Annotated in this window: 14 protein-coding genes; 7 read left to right on the forward strand and 7 right to left on the reverse strand. The window is 73.4% G+C overall.

What is annotated here, in order from left to right; translation table 11 throughout:
* Positions 1–56 precede the first annotated feature (56 nt).
* From ACFUNE_RS09140 to ACFUNE_RS09155, 4 genes are all read right to left on the reverse strand, one after another.
* A complete protein-coding gene (locus ACFUNE_RS09140) occupies positions 57–836 on the reverse strand; it encodes an ABC transporter ATP-binding protein (RefSeq protein ID WP_383564283.1) in 780 nt (259 codons plus the stop codon).
* Entirely contained in the window at positions 833–1,663 is an 831-nt protein-coding gene (locus ACFUNE_RS09145) for an ABC transporter permease (RefSeq protein WP_383564285.1), read from the reverse strand. Before ACFUNE_RS09145 ends, ACFUNE_RS09140 begins: the two co-directional genes overlap by 4 nt.
* Positions 1,660–2,874: an ROK family protein gene (locus ACFUNE_RS09150; protein WP_383564287.1), complete on the reverse strand. Its 1,215-nt coding sequence runs from the start codon at positions 2,872–2,874 to the stop codon at positions 1,660–1,662. The genes ACFUNE_RS09145 and ACFUNE_RS09150 overlap by 4 nt, the downstream gene beginning before the upstream one ends.
* Before the next feature lie 66 nt (positions 2,875–2,940).
* Complete coding sequence (locus ACFUNE_RS09155) at positions 2,941–3,954, reverse strand: formylglycine-generating enzyme family protein (RefSeq protein ID WP_383564289.1); 1,014 nt, start codon at positions 3,952–3,954, stop codon at positions 2,941–2,943.
* A gap of 258 nt (positions 3,955–4,212) precedes the next feature.
* Here ACFUNE_RS09155 and ACFUNE_RS09160 point away from each other — a divergent pair, with 258 nt between their 5' ends.
* The 5 genes from ACFUNE_RS09160 to ACFUNE_RS09180 all read left to right on the forward strand — a co-directional run bounded on the left by ACFUNE_RS09160 (position 4,213) and on the right by ACFUNE_RS09180 (position 11,736).
* Entirely contained in the window at positions 4,213–4,791 is a 579-nt protein-coding gene (locus tag ACFUNE_RS09160) for a hypothetical protein (RefSeq protein WP_383564291.1), read from the forward strand.
* Between the two features lie 120 nt (positions 4,792–4,911).
* A complete protein-coding gene (locus ACFUNE_RS09165) occupies positions 4,912–5,595 on the forward strand; it encodes a class F sortase (RefSeq protein ID WP_383564293.1) in 684 nt (227 codons plus the stop codon).
* 96 nt (positions 5,596–5,691) lie between these two features.
* Positions 5,692–6,729: an MDR family NADP-dependent oxidoreductase gene (locus ACFUNE_RS09170; RefSeq protein WP_383564295.1), complete on the forward strand. Its 1,038-nt coding sequence runs from the start codon at positions 5,692–5,694 to the stop codon at positions 6,727–6,729.
* Positions 6,730–6,763: 34 nt separating this feature from the next.
* The gene (locus ACFUNE_RS09175) at positions 6,764–7,150 is read left to right on the forward strand and encodes a MerR family transcriptional regulator (protein WP_383564297.1); all 387 of its coding nucleotides are present in this window, start codon (positions 6,764–6,766) and stop codon (positions 7,148–7,150) included.
* 89 nt (positions 7,151–7,239) lie between these two features.
* Positions 7,240–11,736: a HEAT repeat domain-containing protein gene (locus ACFUNE_RS09180; RefSeq protein ID WP_383564299.1), complete on the forward strand. Its 4,497-nt coding sequence runs from the start codon at positions 7,240–7,242 to the stop codon at positions 11,734–11,736.
* 3 nt (positions 11,737–11,739) lie between these two features.
* Here the strand turns inward: ACFUNE_RS09180 and ACFUNE_RS09185 are convergent, their stop codons facing one another.
* Both ACFUNE_RS09185 and ACFUNE_RS09190 read right to left on the reverse strand, forming a co-directional pair.
* The gene (locus tag ACFUNE_RS09185) at positions 11,740–12,294 is read right to left on the reverse strand and encodes a DNA polymerase ligase N-terminal domain-containing protein (protein ID WP_383564301.1); all 555 of its coding nucleotides are present in this window, start codon (positions 12,292–12,294) and stop codon (positions 11,740–11,742) included.
* Positions 12,295–12,445: 151 nt separating this feature from the next.
* Complete coding sequence (locus tag ACFUNE_RS09190; protein ID WP_383564303.1) at positions 12,446–12,628, reverse strand: hypothetical protein; 183 nt, start codon at positions 12,626–12,628, stop codon at positions 12,446–12,448.
* A gap of 193 nt (positions 12,629–12,821) precedes the next feature.
* Between ACFUNE_RS09190 and ACFUNE_RS09195 the strand changes: the two genes are divergently transcribed.
* The gene (locus tag ACFUNE_RS09195; RefSeq protein WP_383564305.1) at positions 12,822–13,739 is read left to right on the forward strand and encodes a family 16 glycosylhydrolase; all 918 of its coding nucleotides are present in this window, start codon (positions 12,822–12,824) and stop codon (positions 13,737–13,739) included.
* A gap of 58 nt (positions 13,740–13,797) precedes the next feature.
* A complete protein-coding gene (locus ACFUNE_RS09200) occupies positions 13,798–14,790 on the forward strand; it encodes an aldo/keto reductase (RefSeq protein WP_383564307.1) in 993 nt (330 codons plus the stop codon).
* Between the two features lie 9 nt (positions 14,791–14,799).
* Here the strand turns inward: ACFUNE_RS09200 and ACFUNE_RS09205 are convergent, their stop codons facing one another.
* Entirely contained in the window at positions 14,800–15,981 is a 1,182-nt protein-coding gene (locus ACFUNE_RS09205; protein WP_383564309.1) for a serine/threonine-protein kinase, read from the reverse strand.
* Positions 15,982–16,053 lie beyond the last annotated feature (72 nt).

A 16,053-nucleotide genomic window follows, 5' to 3' on the forward strand; every position in this document is an offset into this window, starting at 1 on the left:
CGCAGGTTCCTTAAGGGAGTTCGGGAGTTCGGGGGAGCGGGTGATCGGGTGGGGCTTCAGGCGGCCGGAGCGGCAGGGGTCTGGTGGTAGACGGCCGTCCACACGGCATTGCGGATCCGGGCGAACGCGGGGGAGAGGCGCATGGCCTCGGTACGCGGGTAGGGCAGGTCGACAGGTACGACCGAGTGGATCCGGCCCGGCTTGGCGGCCATGACCACGACACGCCGGGCGAGGTACACGGCCTCGTCCACGTCGTGTGTGATGAACATGACCGTGCGCCGGTCCTGGCTCCACGTCTCCAGGAGCTGGTCCTGCATCTGGACCCGGGTCAGCGCGTCCAGTGCGCCGAAGGGCTCGTCCATCAGCAGCACCTGCGGATCGACGGCGTAGGCCCGGGCGATGGCGCAGCGCTGCTTCATCCCGCCGGACAGCGTCTTCGGCAGCGCGTCGGCGAAGTCGCCGAGCCCGACCAGTTCGATGGCGCGCTCAGCCCGCAGCTTCCGCTCGGCAGCCGTCACGGAAGCCAGCTTCAGCCCGAACTCGACGTTGCCCCGCACGGTCAGCCAGGGGAACAGTGCGTACTGCTGGAAGATCACCCCCCGGTCGGGCCCGGGGCCCGTGACCGGCCGGCCGTCGACGAGGACCTCGCCCGAGGTCGGCATGGCGAGCCCGGCCGCCAGATTGAGCAGGGTGCTCTTCCCGCAGCCGGACGGGCCGACGACGGTGACGAACTCCTCGTCGCCGATGTCGAGCGACACCTCGTCCAGGGCGGTGAAGGTGGTCTTCTTCAGGGGAAAGGTCCGTGAGACCTTCCGGAAGGAGATCTTGGCGTTCATCGGGTCTCCTGCCAGCGGGTGAGGCGTCGTTCGGCGAGCAGCAGCAGCCGGTCCATCAGGAGACCGAGGAGGCCGATGGTGATCAGGACGACGAAGATGGTGGGGAGGTCGTAGTAGAGCTGGGCCTTCTGCATCTGGTAGCCGAGCCCCTCCTGCGCGGCGATCAGCTCCGCGGCCACGAGGGTTCCCCAGGCGGAGCCCAGTCCGATCCGCATCCCGACGAGGATGAACGGCGCGGATGCGGGGACGACCACCTTGAGGAAGATCGTCCCGTCACGCGCGCCCAGCACCCGCGCCGCGTCGACGAGTGTCCGGTCGACCCCGACGACGCCCTGGAACGCCGCCACGACGCTCGACAGGAACGCGGCCAGGAAGATCACGAAGATCTTGGGGAGCTCGCCGATGCCCAGCAGCACGATGGCCAGCGGAATCATGGCCAGGGGCGGCACCGTGCGGAAGAACTGGACGTATGGCTCCAGCAGTCCGCGCGCCACCGGGTACCAGCCCATCAGGAAGCCCACGGGCACGGCGAGCAGGGTGCCCAGCGCGAAGCCGGTCAGGACACGCCGCAGGCTGGCCAGGGAGTCCTCGGCCAGCGTGCCGTCCGCGATCAGCTCGCCCGCCCTGCCCGCCACGGCGGCCGGGCCGGGAAGCGCCTGGACCCCGAGCGAGGCCAGCCAGGCCCACAGGCCGACACCTGCCACGAGGGCGATCAGATTCAGGGCGAACGCGGGGACGCGCGTGCCCTTCCGGCGCGGCTCACGGGTGCGTTCCACCGCCTCCGGCACGGGTGCGGCCCGCTTCAGGGGTGTCTCCGTGGAACTCATGTGGCGTCCTCGGGAAGGTCGTCGCCGCCCGCATCCGGATAGCGGGCCAGCAGAGGGGATTCATGGAGGGCGAGGGCGACGCCGCCGAGCGCGCCGCCGGCCTCGCCGAGCCCGGAGGGCAGCAATGTCACGCGCCCGCGGGCCAGCGGCATGACATGCGCGTCGAGCGCCTCCTGCACCGGTGCGAGCAGTGCCTCCCCCGCCCGGGCGAGCTCACCGCCCAGCACGATCACCCCCGGACCGACCGCGTTGACGACCCCGGCGAGCACCGTCCCCGTCCGGATCCCCGCGGCCCGCAGGACCTCGTGCGCCGCCCGGTCGCCGTTCCCGACCGCCCGCAGGAGGGTCGGGACGTCGTCCGCGCGGCCGCCCAGCGCGCGGTAGGAGGCGAGGACGGGCCCGATCGACGCGATGGTCTCCAGACACCCCCTGCCCCCGCACTCGCACGGCTCGCCCGCGGGATCGGCCGTGATGTGCCCGAGCTCGCCCGCCAGACCGTCCACGCCCCGGTGGAGCGAGCCGTTCACGACGAGTCCTCCGCCCACTCCGTGCGAGAGCCGCAGGTAGAGCACGTCCTGGCTCGATGCGGCCGCCCCCCAGGTGGACTCCGCGAGGGCGGCGAGCCGGGTGTTGTTGTCCAGGAGGACAGGAGCCCCGAACCGCTTGCCCAGCAGCTCGGCCAGGGTCGCCAGCGGTTCCTCCGGCGCGCCCCCGGCCGTCCGCACCGGTCCGACGACCCCGACTCCGACCGCGCCGGTCGTGCCGAGGGAGGACAGGCGCAGGGTGCCTCCGGCCAGCGATGCCACCAGCCGCTCTGCCAGCTCCACCCGTCGCTCCCAGGAGAGCCCGGGCGGGTGGGCCCGGCTCGCCGAACCGATCACCTCGTGCGCCACGTTGGCGGCGGCCACGTGGACGGCGCGGCGGGCGAAGTCGATGCCGACGGCCTGGCCGGCCGCGGGATTGAGCGTGAGGTGCTCCACCGGCCGGCCGCGCCTGCGCGGGCCCGGGTCGGCGGCGGCCGCCACGACGGCACCGCTCGCGACCAGGGTCCCGACTATGTCGTACAGCGTGGTGCGCGACAGTCCGGCCTGACGCCCGAGCTCGGCCCGGCTCTGTGGTCCGTGCCGGCGCAGCAGGCCGAGTACGCGTTCCTCGTGCCCGCGCCTCAGCCGCGAGAGAGGTCCACCGTGTGAGTGCATGGCGCCCAGCATGATGACCGCGCGATTTTTTCGTCAATGACCCGGAAAAATATTCATGTTGCCGCAATGACGGCGGGTTCAGGCCGTGCGCACGGAGCGGAACCCGAGATTCCCTGTGGTGCTGTCCGGTGTGTTGCCCGTGCGGGCGGCCACCCGGTAGCGGTTGCAGTACGAGCGGTGGCACAGGTACGAGCCGCCCCGCATCACCTTGGTGTCACCCGTGCGCGGCCCGCGCGGGTCGCTGCGGCGCACGGAGGGGTGGGTGGTGCCCCACCAGTCCTGGCACCACTCCCAGACGTTGCCGGACATGTTGTACAGGCCGAACCCGTTCGGCTCGTACGCGTCGACGGGTGCGGTGCCCGCGTAGCCGTCCTCGGCGGTGTTCTTCGTGGGGAAGTGCCCCTGCCAGATGTTGCAGCGGTGCTCCCCTCCCGGGGTCAGCTCGTCGCCCCACGGGTAGCGGGCCTGCGCCAGGCCGCCCCTGGCCGCGTACTCCCACTCGGCCTCCGTCGGCAGCCGGGCCCCCGCCCAACGGCAGTACGCGCGTGCGTCGTTCCACGAGGCATGGATCACCGGGTGGTCCTCGCGGCCATCGATCCCGCTGCCGGGCCCTTCGGGCGCGTCCCACCGGGCGCCCTCCACGCCGCACCACCACGGGGTGCCGTCGGGTCGCCCGGCGCCGCGCCGGAGCGCGGCCGGGAGGAAGCCGGCGAAGACGTACGACCACCCGAAGCGCTCCGCCTCCGTGACGTGACCGGTGGCCGAGACGAACTCCGCGAAGCGCCGGTTGCTCACCGCGTGGGCGTCGATGCGGAAGGCGGAGACCCGCACCTCGCGGACCGGGCCCTCGCCGTCGGCGCGGAACCCCTCCGGGTCCTCGGTCCCCATGAGGAACGTTCCGCCGGGGAGGAGAACCGTTCCGCCTCCGGCGGCCTTCGTACCTCCGGTGGCCGTCCCGCCTCCGGTGACCGGGGAGGGGGCGGCACTCTCCGCCGGCCCCCGCTCCGAGGACGCGGAGGGAGTGGTCCCGGACAGGCCGTCAGACCTCCCGCGGCCGGGGGAGCAGCAGCCGGCCGGTGCGATGTCGTTCATGGCGCCGATCCTACGAGCACCCCGCAGGCCCTTACACCGATGATCGTTTCCGCCCAAACCTTCGCTCGGCGTGGCGTGCCCTCCAACGGGTGACATCTGGCTCCCTGTCACACGATGGGCCCACGGAGTCCCTCGAATGCGGCCCTCCCGAGTGGTGGGCCGCCGGATTTCAGCTGACGGTGGATCACGTCGCACCCGTGATCCGATGAGCCGACAACCAGCCGGCCAGCGCGGGGGTGGCGAAAGGACTGTGTATCCATGCGCTCTGCCCGCACCCTGTTCGCATCGGCCGCCGTCACGGCGGTCCTCGCGGTCTCCGTCCCCGCCGCATACGCCGTGACCTCGGCGGACGACTGGGACAAGGACAGCGGTTCCTCCGCCAGCAGCAACGACGACCGTGAGAAGCCGGACTCGTGGAAGCACGAGAAGCCGGAAGGCGGTGTGCACGCCGGTGGCGGTGCGCTGGCCGGTGTGTCGGCCGATGACTGGGAGAAGGACAAGGAGTCCGGCTCCGGCAGCAACGACGACCGTGAGAAGCCGGACTCGTGGAAGCACGAGAAGCCCGAGGGCGGTGTGCACGCCGGTGGCGGTGCGCTGGCCGGTGTGTCGGCCGATGACTGGGAGAAGGACAAGGAGTCCGGCTCCGACAGCGGCAGCACGGACGGCGAGAAGACCTGGAAGCACGAGAAGCCCGAGGGCGGCGTCCACACCGGTGGCGGAGCGATGGCGCTGTCCGGCAGCGGCCTGGCCGCCGGTTCGGTGCTGATGCTCGGCGGTCTGGGTGCCGTCGCGTACAAGCTGCGCCGCCGCAACGCCTCGGGTGCCGCGGCCGTCTGACGGGCGTCCCGTACCGCTGAATGAATCCTGTCGTGGCCGCCGCCCCTCACCCGGGCGGTGGCCGCGCCGATTTCCCCGTACAGCCGCCCGTCCCTCTCGTACGCGAAAGGCAGCATGCGCATGGCCGCCCCGCAGCCGTCCGAATCAGAACCCGCCTCCCCTGCCCTCGGCCGTTCCCTGCTGTGGCCCGTCGCGGCGGTGGGGCTGGGCTTCCTCCTCGTCTACAACTCGTTCGACGCGTCGGCGGGAGTTCCGCCGGCCCCCGCGGTGGTCTCGCTCCCCGCGGCCCCGGCCTCAAAGGCCCCCTCCGCCTCCGAGTCCACCGGTCCGCGCGAGCTGCCCCCGTCCTACCCCGAGCGGATCTCCATCAAGGCGATCGCGGTCGACGCCCCGTTCACCTCGCTCGCGGTCGGACCCTCCGGGCAGCTCGAGGCCCCGCCTGCGGACGACCCGAATCTGGCGGGCTGGTTCAAGGACGGCGCCACCCCCGGGGAGCGTGGCACCTCGGTCGTGGCGGGGCACGTCGACACGAAGACGGGCCCCGCCGTGTTCCTGCTGCTCAGCACGCTCGAGGCCGGGAACACGGTGGACATCACCCGTGAGGACGGCTCCGTCGCCACCTTCGAGGTCGACTCGGTCGAGACGTTCAGCAAGGCCGACTTCCCGGACGAGCGGGTGTACGCGGACAAGGGCACGGCCCAGCTGCGGCTGATCACCTGTGGCGGTGTCTACGACAAGAAGAAGAAGGACTACGAGGACAACGTGGTGGTCTTCGCCCACCTGGCCTCGTCGAAGAGCGCCTGAGGCGCCCCGGCCCTTGCCCCTGACGCACGGGTGAGGGCTTAGCGTCTGCGTGCTCCGGGCCGGCCGGCCCGGAGCACGCAGACGAGGAGTCCGCCCATGACCGCACCCCCGGCCCTGCCCCGCGCCTCCCGCGAGGTACGGCTCGCCGCGCTCCCCGAAGGCCTGCCGCGTCCCGAGCACTTCCACGTCGTGGAGACACCGATGCCGCGGCCCGGTGCGGGCGAGGTGCTGGTGCGCAACCGGTACTTCCAGGTCTTCCCCGCCGTGCGCACCCTCGTGGGCGGCGGAGTGGAAGGTGCGCCCTTCTCCGGCGTCGCCCCCGGGGACCCCCTCCTCGGACCGGCCGTCGGTGAGGTCGTGGCCCGGCCGGGGCCCGCCGGACCGCCCCTGGGCGCCTGGGTCTCGCACTTCCTCGGCTGGCGGGAGTACGCGGTGGTGCCCGCCGAGGGGTGCACCCCGCTCGGCGAAGGCGAACTCCCCGACCCGGCGGCACACCTGTCCCAGGGCTCCCTGGCGTACACGGCGCTCACCCGGATCGCGGGACTCCGTCCGGGCGAGACCGTGTTCGTGTCGGGCGGGGCGGGGGCGACCGGCTCCATGGCGGGGCAGATCGCCCGGCTGCTCGGGGCCGGACGCGTGATCGGGAGCACGGGCTCACCCGCCAAGGCCGACCGGATGACCGGCGGCCTCGGGTACGACGCCGTCGTGCCGAGGGGGCCGGAGGGTTCCTTCTCCGCCCGGCTGGCCGAAGCCGCCCCCGGGGGAATCGATGTCCTCGTCGACATGGTCGGGGGTGAGCAACTGCAGGCGGCAGTCCGGGCGGCCCGGCCCGGCGCCCGGTTCGTCCTGGTCGGAACGCTGGCGGGCCAGCTGTCCGATACGGGAGGCGGCACGACCGCGCCGGTCGAGATCGACACGTACCAGCTGGTGGTCAAGCGGATCACGATGCGGGGGATCAGCGGGCTCGACCATCCCGAGGTCCACGCCGAATGGAACCGGAAGTTCGGCGACTGGCTGCGCTCCGGTGAGATCACCTTTCCGCATGCGCGGATCGCGGGCATGGACAACGCCCCTCGTGCGTTGCACGAGTTGATGGCCGGTCGCCATCTCGGCGCGGTCCTGGTCGAGCTGTAGCACCGGGACGGCACAGTGGTGACGGAGGTGGGGGATGCGGATCGGTGACGCCGCGGCGGCTGCCGGGACCACACCGAGAGCGCTCCGGTTCTACGAGGAGCGAGGGCTGCTGCCTCCACCGGCACGCAGCACAACGGGCCAGCGGCATTACGGCCCACGCGATGTGGCCCGGATCGGGTTCATCCGCGAGCTGCTCGCCCTGGGGCTCACCGTGGACGACCTGGCAAGGTGCGCCGACCGGCTCGACCTGCTGATGGACGATCCACCGCAGCGCTGCGCGGTCTCGGGCGACGGCGACACCGGGAGCCCCGGGGTCGCCGCACGGAGGCTTGCGGTGCTCGACGCGGAGATCGCCCGCCTGACCCGGCTGCGCGATCAACTGGCCTCCCGGGTAGGGGCCGTGGGCCCGTCGAGCCGCTGACGGCACCGGTGTACCCGGTGGCCGGGCAGTGCCGTAAGCACCGGTGTACCCGGTGGCCGGGCCGTGCCGTACGCACCTACCATCCGACGGTGACCACGCTCCCCGACGCCCGGCCGCAGCAGCCTTCCACCGGCCGTCCGATGCGCGGCCCGGCCGCCGAGGTCTGCTCGGTTCCCGAGCTCGGCGCACTCGTCGGGCACGCGGACCGTCGCACGAGGTACCGGGGGCTCACCCTGCTCGCGGAGTGGGCCGGCGCGCCCCTGCTGCCGCCCGGTGACGCGGCCGAGCTGGCGGGACTGCTGCCGCCGGGTGTGCCGGAGTCGCCGGAGGAGTCACTCCTCCTGGCCGGGCTCCACCAGCGGCTGGGAATCCACCTCCCGCACCGGCGGCTGCCCGCGTGGCGTACGGCCCGGCTGCCGCAGCAGGTACGGATCGCCTGGCTCCGCGCGGAACTCCTCACGGACCCCATGGCGCTGCGGGACGAGGAGCCCGGCGAACCGCTCTACCAGGCCGTGCGGAGCATCGACGCCCGGAGCGCCCACCGCCCGGACCTGCTCGTGGACGAACTCCTGGGAACCCGTGACCCCGTCCTGCGCACGCAGGCGGTCCGGCTGATCCGGCAGGGCCTGCACGCCGGCCTGCTGGCTCCCGGCCACGCCCGGACCCATCTGGCAGGGCTGCTCGACGAGGAGCCGGACAGCACGGCGACGGCGGCCGCCGCCCTGGAGGAACTGGCAGAGCCCTGGGCGGCGGCGGACCCCCTGCCCGCGGCCCGCTTCGCCCCGTACCTGAACCCCGCCCGGGCGGTCCCGGTCGCAGCGCTCGCGCTCACCGCCGCGGCCCGCCACGGGCACGGCGCACTGCTGCAACGGACGGCGGCCGACCCCGCCGTTCCTCCCGCGGTGCGACGTCCGGCCCTGGAGCTCCTCGGCGACCTGGCCGGACGCGGCGACATCGGCGCGCTGCTGGACGTCGCCGCCCAGGACCCGCTGCTGCTCGCCGGACCCCTGGTGACCTGTCTGCAAGGACTCCACCGGCGAGGGGACTTCCCCGACGCGTCCCAGGCGTCCGTCCTCATCGGCCTGGCCCTGACCGACCACTCGGTCGATCCCCGGACGGTCGCGACGATCCTCTACACCTGCCGAGGGACGGTGCTCGACCTGCTGGTGGATGCCCCGGCCGACGACCCGGGCATGCCCCGCAGGCTCGCCCTGCTGGTGGCCCTCGCGGGCCAGGGCACGGGAGACCTGCCGATCGGAGCGGCCGTCACCCGCCTGCTCCCCGCCGCGCGCCTGCCCGGCCCTTTCCTCGACGCCGTCCGCCGTCTCCGGTACGAGGGCGCCGAGGAGGCTGTGCTCGCTCTGCTGCCCGAGGCCCCGGCGGCGGCCCTCGACACCCTGGAAGCCATCGGCGGACACCGTACGGTCGCCGCTCTGACCGAAGCCCTGGGCCCGGAGACCGACGGCAGTGGGACGGCCCCCTTCCTCCGCCCGGTACGCCACCGGGCACTCGAGCTCCTGTGGCAGCTGAACACCGATCCTGTCCTCCGGCGCCACCTCCTGGCCCGCGTCGATCCCGCCGCGCCGCCGCCGGCCGTCGCGGCCGGCCTCGGTGCCCCGGACGAGCCGGAGCCGGCCCTGCCGGCTCCCGCCGACGCGGTCGCGGCACTGTGTGCGCTCGCGTCCCGCGGCAGCGCGGCCACCCTGCCTGCCGTCACCGCCCTGCTGATGCGGGTCGTGAGTGAACTGGCGGCGTCGTGGGAGGCCGTGGAGACGGACGCGCACCCGGAGCCGGACCGGGCCGAGGAGCCCGTGGTCCCCGGGGAGATCGTGGCGGCCCTACGGGCTCTGGGCGGTCGGCTGTACGAACGCCGCAGGATCAGGCCGGCCTGCCTGCTCGACGCCCGGGACGCCGTGGAGGCGGGCGACGCGCTGGTGGCCGGGCTCGTGCTGGACCTGCTGGAACGGCCCGGCCTGTCGTCCCGTCAGCAGGCCGTGCTCCTCGAAGTCCTGCGGCGCGCGCCGTCCGCACAGGCCCGTCCCCGTGTGCACCGCCTGCTGCACCACCGCGATCCGTATGTGCGCAAGCAGGTCATCGCGCTCCTGGCCGCAGGCGGTTCGGGCGAGGACGCGCAGGCACTGTCGGCCACGCTGATCGCCCTGACACGGTCCGAGGACATCCGGACCGTACGTCAGTCGCTGCTCGCCCTCGGCCACGCGGAGGCCCGCTGGGCCTGCCCTGCGATCACCGCCCTGCTCGACCACCCGACCATGAACATCAGGAAGACCGCGGCGGCGGCCCTGCTGCGCGCCGGGACACCGGCCGCCGTGCCCGGCCTCCTCCGCGCCCTCGGCCGTCACGACAACCCGGGGCTGCGCGCCGGGCTCGTCGACGCGCTGCGGGCTGTCCTGGGCGAGGCCTGTACCGCCACGGTCCTCTCCGCCGCGCACCGCCAGGGTCCCCGCGAGCGCACCTTGTTGCTGCGGAGCCTCCACGGCACCCTCTCCGCCCGCACGGTGCTCGCCCTGGCCGAACAGGATTCGCCGCTCGTGCCGGAGCTGCTCGCCCTGGTGGCGGACGGCCGGATCCGCCTCGGCGCGGGAAGCACAGCCGACCTCGCCGAGCTGTGGGCGGGGCACGGCATCACCGTGACCGCACTCGCCTCGCCCGCCGCCGGCGCGGAGCTCCTGGCCGCCGCGCTCGTCGACCACGGCTGGAGCGCCAGGCTCGCCCTGCGCCTCGCGGAGAGCCCCGAGGCTCCGCGGATCGGGCGGCTGTGGGAGCTGCGCACGATGCTGCCCGACTGGCTCTGGCTGGCCGGGGCCGTGCCACAGGCGGCCCGGGACCGGGTGCTGGGCCTCGTCCTGCGGCTGGGCCAGGGGCAGTGGTCGGCCGCCGAACTGGAGCACTTCGCCGGTTCGGCCCACGTGCTCGCGGAGGGACTCGCGGGCGAGCGGGAGAACCGGCCCGGACTCCTCTCCGTACTCCAGGCCGTGGCCCCCCTGCTGCCCGGCACCGGGCGGATGGAGGTCGCCGACGCCGTGCGTGCCATGTCACCTCCGCCGCACGTGCGCGCGCTGCGGGTGCTGCGGGCCTGTGGAGCCGTACCGGTCAGGGACGATCTGGACCGGGCCCTCGCCGCGGCCCGCCTCGACACCGACGACCGGGGGGCCGAAACCGCCGTACTCGGTGAGGCGTTCGGCAGGCAGGCCCCGCCCGCGCCCGACAGCGAGGTGGAGGCCTGGTGCTCCGCGCTGCGCGCCGCCCTCCGCACACGCCGCGCGGTGGAGGAGTTCCGGAGCGGCGACCGGCGCACACCGGACTCCCGGCACCGCCTCGCCGCCCTCATGGCCGCCTACCCCGACGCCGGCGACGACGGGGTACGCGCCCTTCTGCTCGACTGGATGACGGACCTCCAGCCCCTCGGTGTGCCGCCGTGGACGCTCGCCGAGACGGCCCGTCCGGCTTCGGAAGTCGTACGCGAGCGTGACCGGCCGTGGTCCGCCGCGCGGCGCACACGGCTGCTGGAGATGCTGGACGGGCCCGACCCCGGGCGCAGAGCCGATGCCGCCCGGCAGCTCCTGGGCCGGCCGGAACCGGGGGCGGCACGGGCCGTCCTCGACGCGTACCTCCGAGGACGCATCCCCCTGCCGCCGGGGGGCGGGACGGCAGGTTCGCTGGTCACCGTCGATCCCGCGGAGCTCCGGTCGGGGGAGATCCTGCCCGAGAGGGTGGTCCGGCTCGCCCGGCAGCTCGGGCCCTGGGACCTCGTGCCCCTCATCCCCCTGCTGCTCGGATGGTGGGAGGACGGTCCCGCCGCCCTCCGCACGGAAGCCGGTCACGCCCTGCGCTCGGCGCCCGCCGACGTGCTCGCCCACCACCTGGGCGCCCGGCTGGACACGGGTGCCTGGGGCCTCCTGGACCTGCTGGTCGGCCGCCCGCTGCTGGGCTCCCCGGAACTGAGACGGATCCGGGACCGGCTGCGCGCCGAGGGGCGCGACGACCTCGCCGAAGCACTGCTCCTGGACGGAGGCCCGGACTCCCGCCCCCTTACGGAGCCCCCCGGCCCCGGCCGGCCCGGGCGCGCGGAACTGTTGCGCCTGGCCCGTACAGGAGGGCCCGAGCAGATACGCAGGGCGCTCTCCCGCCTCGTGGAGGAACACGCGGGCCGGGCACCGGACAGGGACCCCGCCCTGCGGGAGGTCATCGATGAACTGCTGACCCACCCCCGGCCGAAGGTGAGGCTGCACGCCCACCGGACCTCGCGCACCATGCTGGACCGGCCGGCCCACCTGCTCCGTACCGCCGCCCTGCTGGACGACCCCCAGCCGGACATCAGGCGCATGGCGATCAGGACACTCAGCCGCGCGGCCTGGGAACCCGCCGTCCCGGCGCTGGTGGCCCTGCTCGACGACGCGCGGCCGACCGTGCGCGCGGAGGCCGCCGAGGGACTGCTGAGAATGGGCGGAGCCGCGGTTCCCGCGCTGCGCCACGCCGTCGGCCACGCCCGTCCGGACAGGCGCTCGCGCTACACGGACGTGCTCGAACGGCTCACCGGGCCCGTCCGGGTGCCGCCCCCGCCGTGAGCCTCAGGGAGAGCTCTCCCGCTCCGCCACGGCGACCTGGTGGAGGGTGCGGCCGGTGCGGGCCGAACGGGCGTGGTACGGATCCGGGGTGCCCTGCCGGTCGTGTACCGCCTGCCGGTCGTTGGCCTTGATCAGCAGCCAGGCCTCCGGCCCCCGGGTCCCGTCCCCGTCGTCGATGTGGAAGCGGGTGAGCGCGAACTCGCCGTGCAGCTTGGCCCCGTCGAGCCAGAAGGTGGCGTGCCCGCGCTCCAGGGACTCGGAGAACGGTACGGGGGAACCCGCGAGGTCGTGGCTGGTCGGTCGGTAGGTGCCCTGGTCCCAGACGATCACGGTGCCGCTGCCCTGCTCGTCCTGCGGGATGACACCTTCGAACTCGCGGTACTCCAGGGGATGGTCGTCCGTCGGCACGGCGAGCCTCTTGTCGCTCGGATTGTCCGAGGGGCCGCGGGGCACGGCCCAGGACTTCAGGACGCCGTCCACCTCCAGACGGAAGTCGAAGTGCATGCGCCGGGCGTCGTGGATCTGCACCACGAAACGCCGTGTGCTCTCGCTGTCCACGTCTGATCCTTCCGCCGGGATGCGGTCGGACGATGGGCGGCTGCCCGGTCGGGGCCCCGCGAGCCCCGCACAGTCCGTCCCTCCACTGTGCCGCTGTGGACCGTGCGCCGCACGGCGGCGGCCGACGCGGAGCCCGCGCGGAAGGGGCAGGTCAGCCGGTGTGCCGCTCGAGTGCCGCGTCCGCCGCCGCGCTCGAACGGTGCCACCGGGTCGTCACCGGCTCCCAGACCCGGATCCCGTCCGGCGCGCCCGGAGCGGCGGCGCCGAAGGTCCGCCCGCGGTGCGCGGGGTCGCCCGACAGCAGGCCGAGGGCTGCTTCGGTACGGATGCGCATGAGTTGTCCGTTCCCCGCCGTGGCGACTTCTATCCGGAGCCATCCGGTCCGGACCAGATCCTTGACGCGCCTCGGGCAGCTGCCTTAAATCAAGTGTTGAAAGAAACGCCCGGGGCGTGTGCGTCAATCGTTCACCTCTCGTGTGTATCTGTCATGCGCATGACTGTCATTTCCCCCCACCCGAAATGATGTGATGACCGTGCATTCCCCCCACCACGCCGAGCGCCGTCCCTCCAGGAGGCGACGCGCGACACTCTCCACCGCACTCTCCCTGCTCTTCTGCTCCGTGGTCATGACCGCACTTCCCGCCGGAGCCTCGGCCGCACCCGACCCCCACACGGCTGCGTCCTCCACGGCCCCCAAGGCAGCGGCCGTGGCCTTCGAGGACAACTTCGACGGGGCCGCGGGCTCCGGTGTCGACGGCGGCAAGTGGCTGACGGAGACCGGCGACAACGTCAGCAACCACGAACGGCAGTACTACACGGCGGGTACCGACAACGCGGCCCTCGACGGCCAGGGCAACCTCGTCATCACCGCCCGCAAGGAGAACCCCGGCAACTACCAGTGCTGGTACGGGACCTGCGAGTACACCTCGTCCCGCCTCAACACCTCCGGCAGGTTCACCGCGACCTACGGTCATGTCGAGTCCCGGATGAAGATCCCGCGCGGGCAGGGCATATGGCCCGCCTTCTGGATGCTGGGCGCCGACATAGGCAGCGTCGGCTGGCCCAACAGCGGTGAGCTCGACATCATGGAGAACGTCGGCTTCGAACCCGGCACCGTCCACGGAACCCTGCACGGCCCCGGCTACTCCGGCTCCGGCGGCATCGGCGCGGGGTACACCCTGCCCGGCGGGCAGGCGTTCGCCGACGACTTCCACACCTTCGCCGTCGACTGGGCCCCCGACTCCATCACCTGGACCGTCGACGGCACCGTCTACCAGCGGCGCACCCCCGCGGACCTCAACGGCAACGCCTGGGTCTTCGACAAGCCGTTCTTCCTCATCCTCAACCTCGCCGTCGGCGGCTACTGGCCGGGCGACCCCGACGGCAGCACCGCTCTCCCGCAGCAACTCGTGGTCGACTACGTCCGTGTGACCACCGGCGACTGAGCACGGGCGCGGGGGGCGGCGGCGGTGACCGTCGCCGCCCCCCGCGCACCGACGTAGCATGATCCGCATGGAGCAGCGCACACTCGGCAGGACCGGCCGTGACGTATCGGTCGTAGGACAGGGCACCTGGCAGCTGGGCGGGGACTGGGGCGAGGTGCGGGAGGCCGACGCCTTCGGCGTCCTGGACGCCGCCGTCGAGTCGGGAGTCACCTTCTTCGACACCGCCGACGTGTACGGCGACGGCCGCAGCGAACAGCTCATCGGCCGCTACCTCAAGGACCGGCCGGACGCGGACGTCTTCGTCGCGACCAAGATGGGCCGACGCGTCGAACAGCTCCCGGAGAACTACGTCCTGGACAACTTCCGCACCTGGAACGACCGTTCGCGAGCCAACCTCGGTGTCGACACGCTCGACCTCGTCCAGCTGCACTGCCCGCCGACCGCCGTCTACTCCTCCGACGCCGTGTACGACGCCCTCGACACGCTCGTCGCCGAACAGCGGATCGCGGCCTACGCGGTCAGCGTCGAGACCTGCGCCGAGGCTCTCGCGGCGATCGCCAGGCCCGGAGTCGACAGCGTCCAGATCATCCTCAACCCGTTCCGCCTCAAGCCGCTCGACGAGGTCCTCCCGGCGGCGGCCGAGGCCGGAGTGGGCATCGTCGCGCGCGTTCCGCTCGCGTCCGGGCTGCTGTCGGGGAAGTACACCGCCGACACGGTCTTCGCGGCCGAGGACCACCGCACGTACAACCGCCACGGCGAGGCGTTCGACCAGGGCGAGACGTTCTCCGGCGTCGACTACGCGACCGGTGTGGCCGCCGCCTCCGAGTTCGCCGGGCTCGCTCCCGAGGGCGCCACCCCGGCGCAGACCGCGCTGCGCTGGATCATCCAGCAGCCCGGTGTCACGAGCGTCATCCCCGGTGCGCGTTCCGTGGAGCAGGCCAGGGCCAACGCGGCGGCCGCGGCGCTTCCGCCGCTGCCGCAGAGCACCCTGGACGCCGTGCGCGACCTGTACGACCGCCGCATCCGCGCGGAGGTCCACCCGCGCTGGTGAGCCGCGGGCTCAGTCGTCCTCGCCGTCGCCCTCCCCGGGGGGAGCCACCGCGGGGTCGGCGGGCGCGGGCGATTCGAGCCCGGCCGTCGGGGTGGTACCAGGATCCGGGGTGTCGGCGGCTCCGGTGTCCGGCGCGAAGAGGACCGTGCCCAGATAGACCGCCGCCAGGAAGGCGACCGTCCCGGCCACCGCGCTCGCCACGCGCGGACGGCGGCGGATGGCCTCGCCCGTGCTGATCCTGCGGGTGGTCGCGGACCTGGCCGCGGATCTGGACGCCCGGGGGGCGGGAGCGGCCCGTCTGCGGCCGGTGGCCTGCGGCAGCCGGTACGTCGACTGGCCCCCGCCGGCCGGGGCGCCGGGAGCCGGCGCGGAAGGTGCCGGAGTGGTGGACCGCCGGGCTGCGGGTCTGTGCTGGGGCAGCGGCTCGGGCCGCCCGCGCCAGGCATCCGTACGGAACCAGTCGGACACCTGCTGTGCGGTCGGCCGGTCCTCGGGCTTCTTCGCCAGCAGACCGAGCAGATAGGAGTCGAAGGCGGGGGAGACGTCCGCGCCCCGCTGCCTGACCGGCACCGGAGGCGTGTCCACGTGCTGATAGAGCGTCGCGGTCGCCGTGTCCGAGCGGAACGGCGGCTGTCCGACAAGCAGTTGGTAGATGACGCAGCCGAGGGAGTACATGTCGGACGCGGAGTCGGCCGTCCGTCCCAGGGCCCGCTCCGGAGCCAGGTACAGGCTCGTACCGACGATGTGGCCGGCCGTGGTCAGCGCCGTCGAGGGATCGTCGACGAACTGGGCGATACCGAAGTCCCCGATCTTCACCGACCCGTCGGCGTCCAGCATCAGGTTGCCCGGCTTGATGTCGCGGTGCACGATGCCCTGCCGGTGCGCCGCGGCGAGGCCGGCGGCGGCCTCGCCGGCGATCCGGGCGACCTGCTCGGCGGGGACCGTCTCCTGGGCCTGCAGCAGATCGCCGAGACTCCTGCCCTCGACCAGCTCCATCACCAGGTAGAAGCGGTCCTCCCAGGAACCGAAGTCGAAGACGGCCACCAGGTGGGGGTGGCTCAGGCGTGCCGCCGTCTGCGCCTCGAGGCGGAAGCGCGCGGTCGACGAGGCATCGGCCTGGTCGCCCAGCAGCAGCTTCACCGCGACGGCCCGCCCCAGCACCTCGTCGGTGGCACGCCACACCTCACCCATACCGCCACGGCCGATGGGGGATATCAGCCGGTACCGTCCAGCAACCAGCACCTGTGCACACCAATCTCGAAT

Source organism: Streptomyces sp. NPDC057287 (assembly GCF_042667905.1).
In the GTDB taxonomy this organism is placed as follows: domain Bacteria; phylum Actinomycetota; class Actinomycetes; order Streptomycetales; family Streptomycetaceae; genus Streptomyces.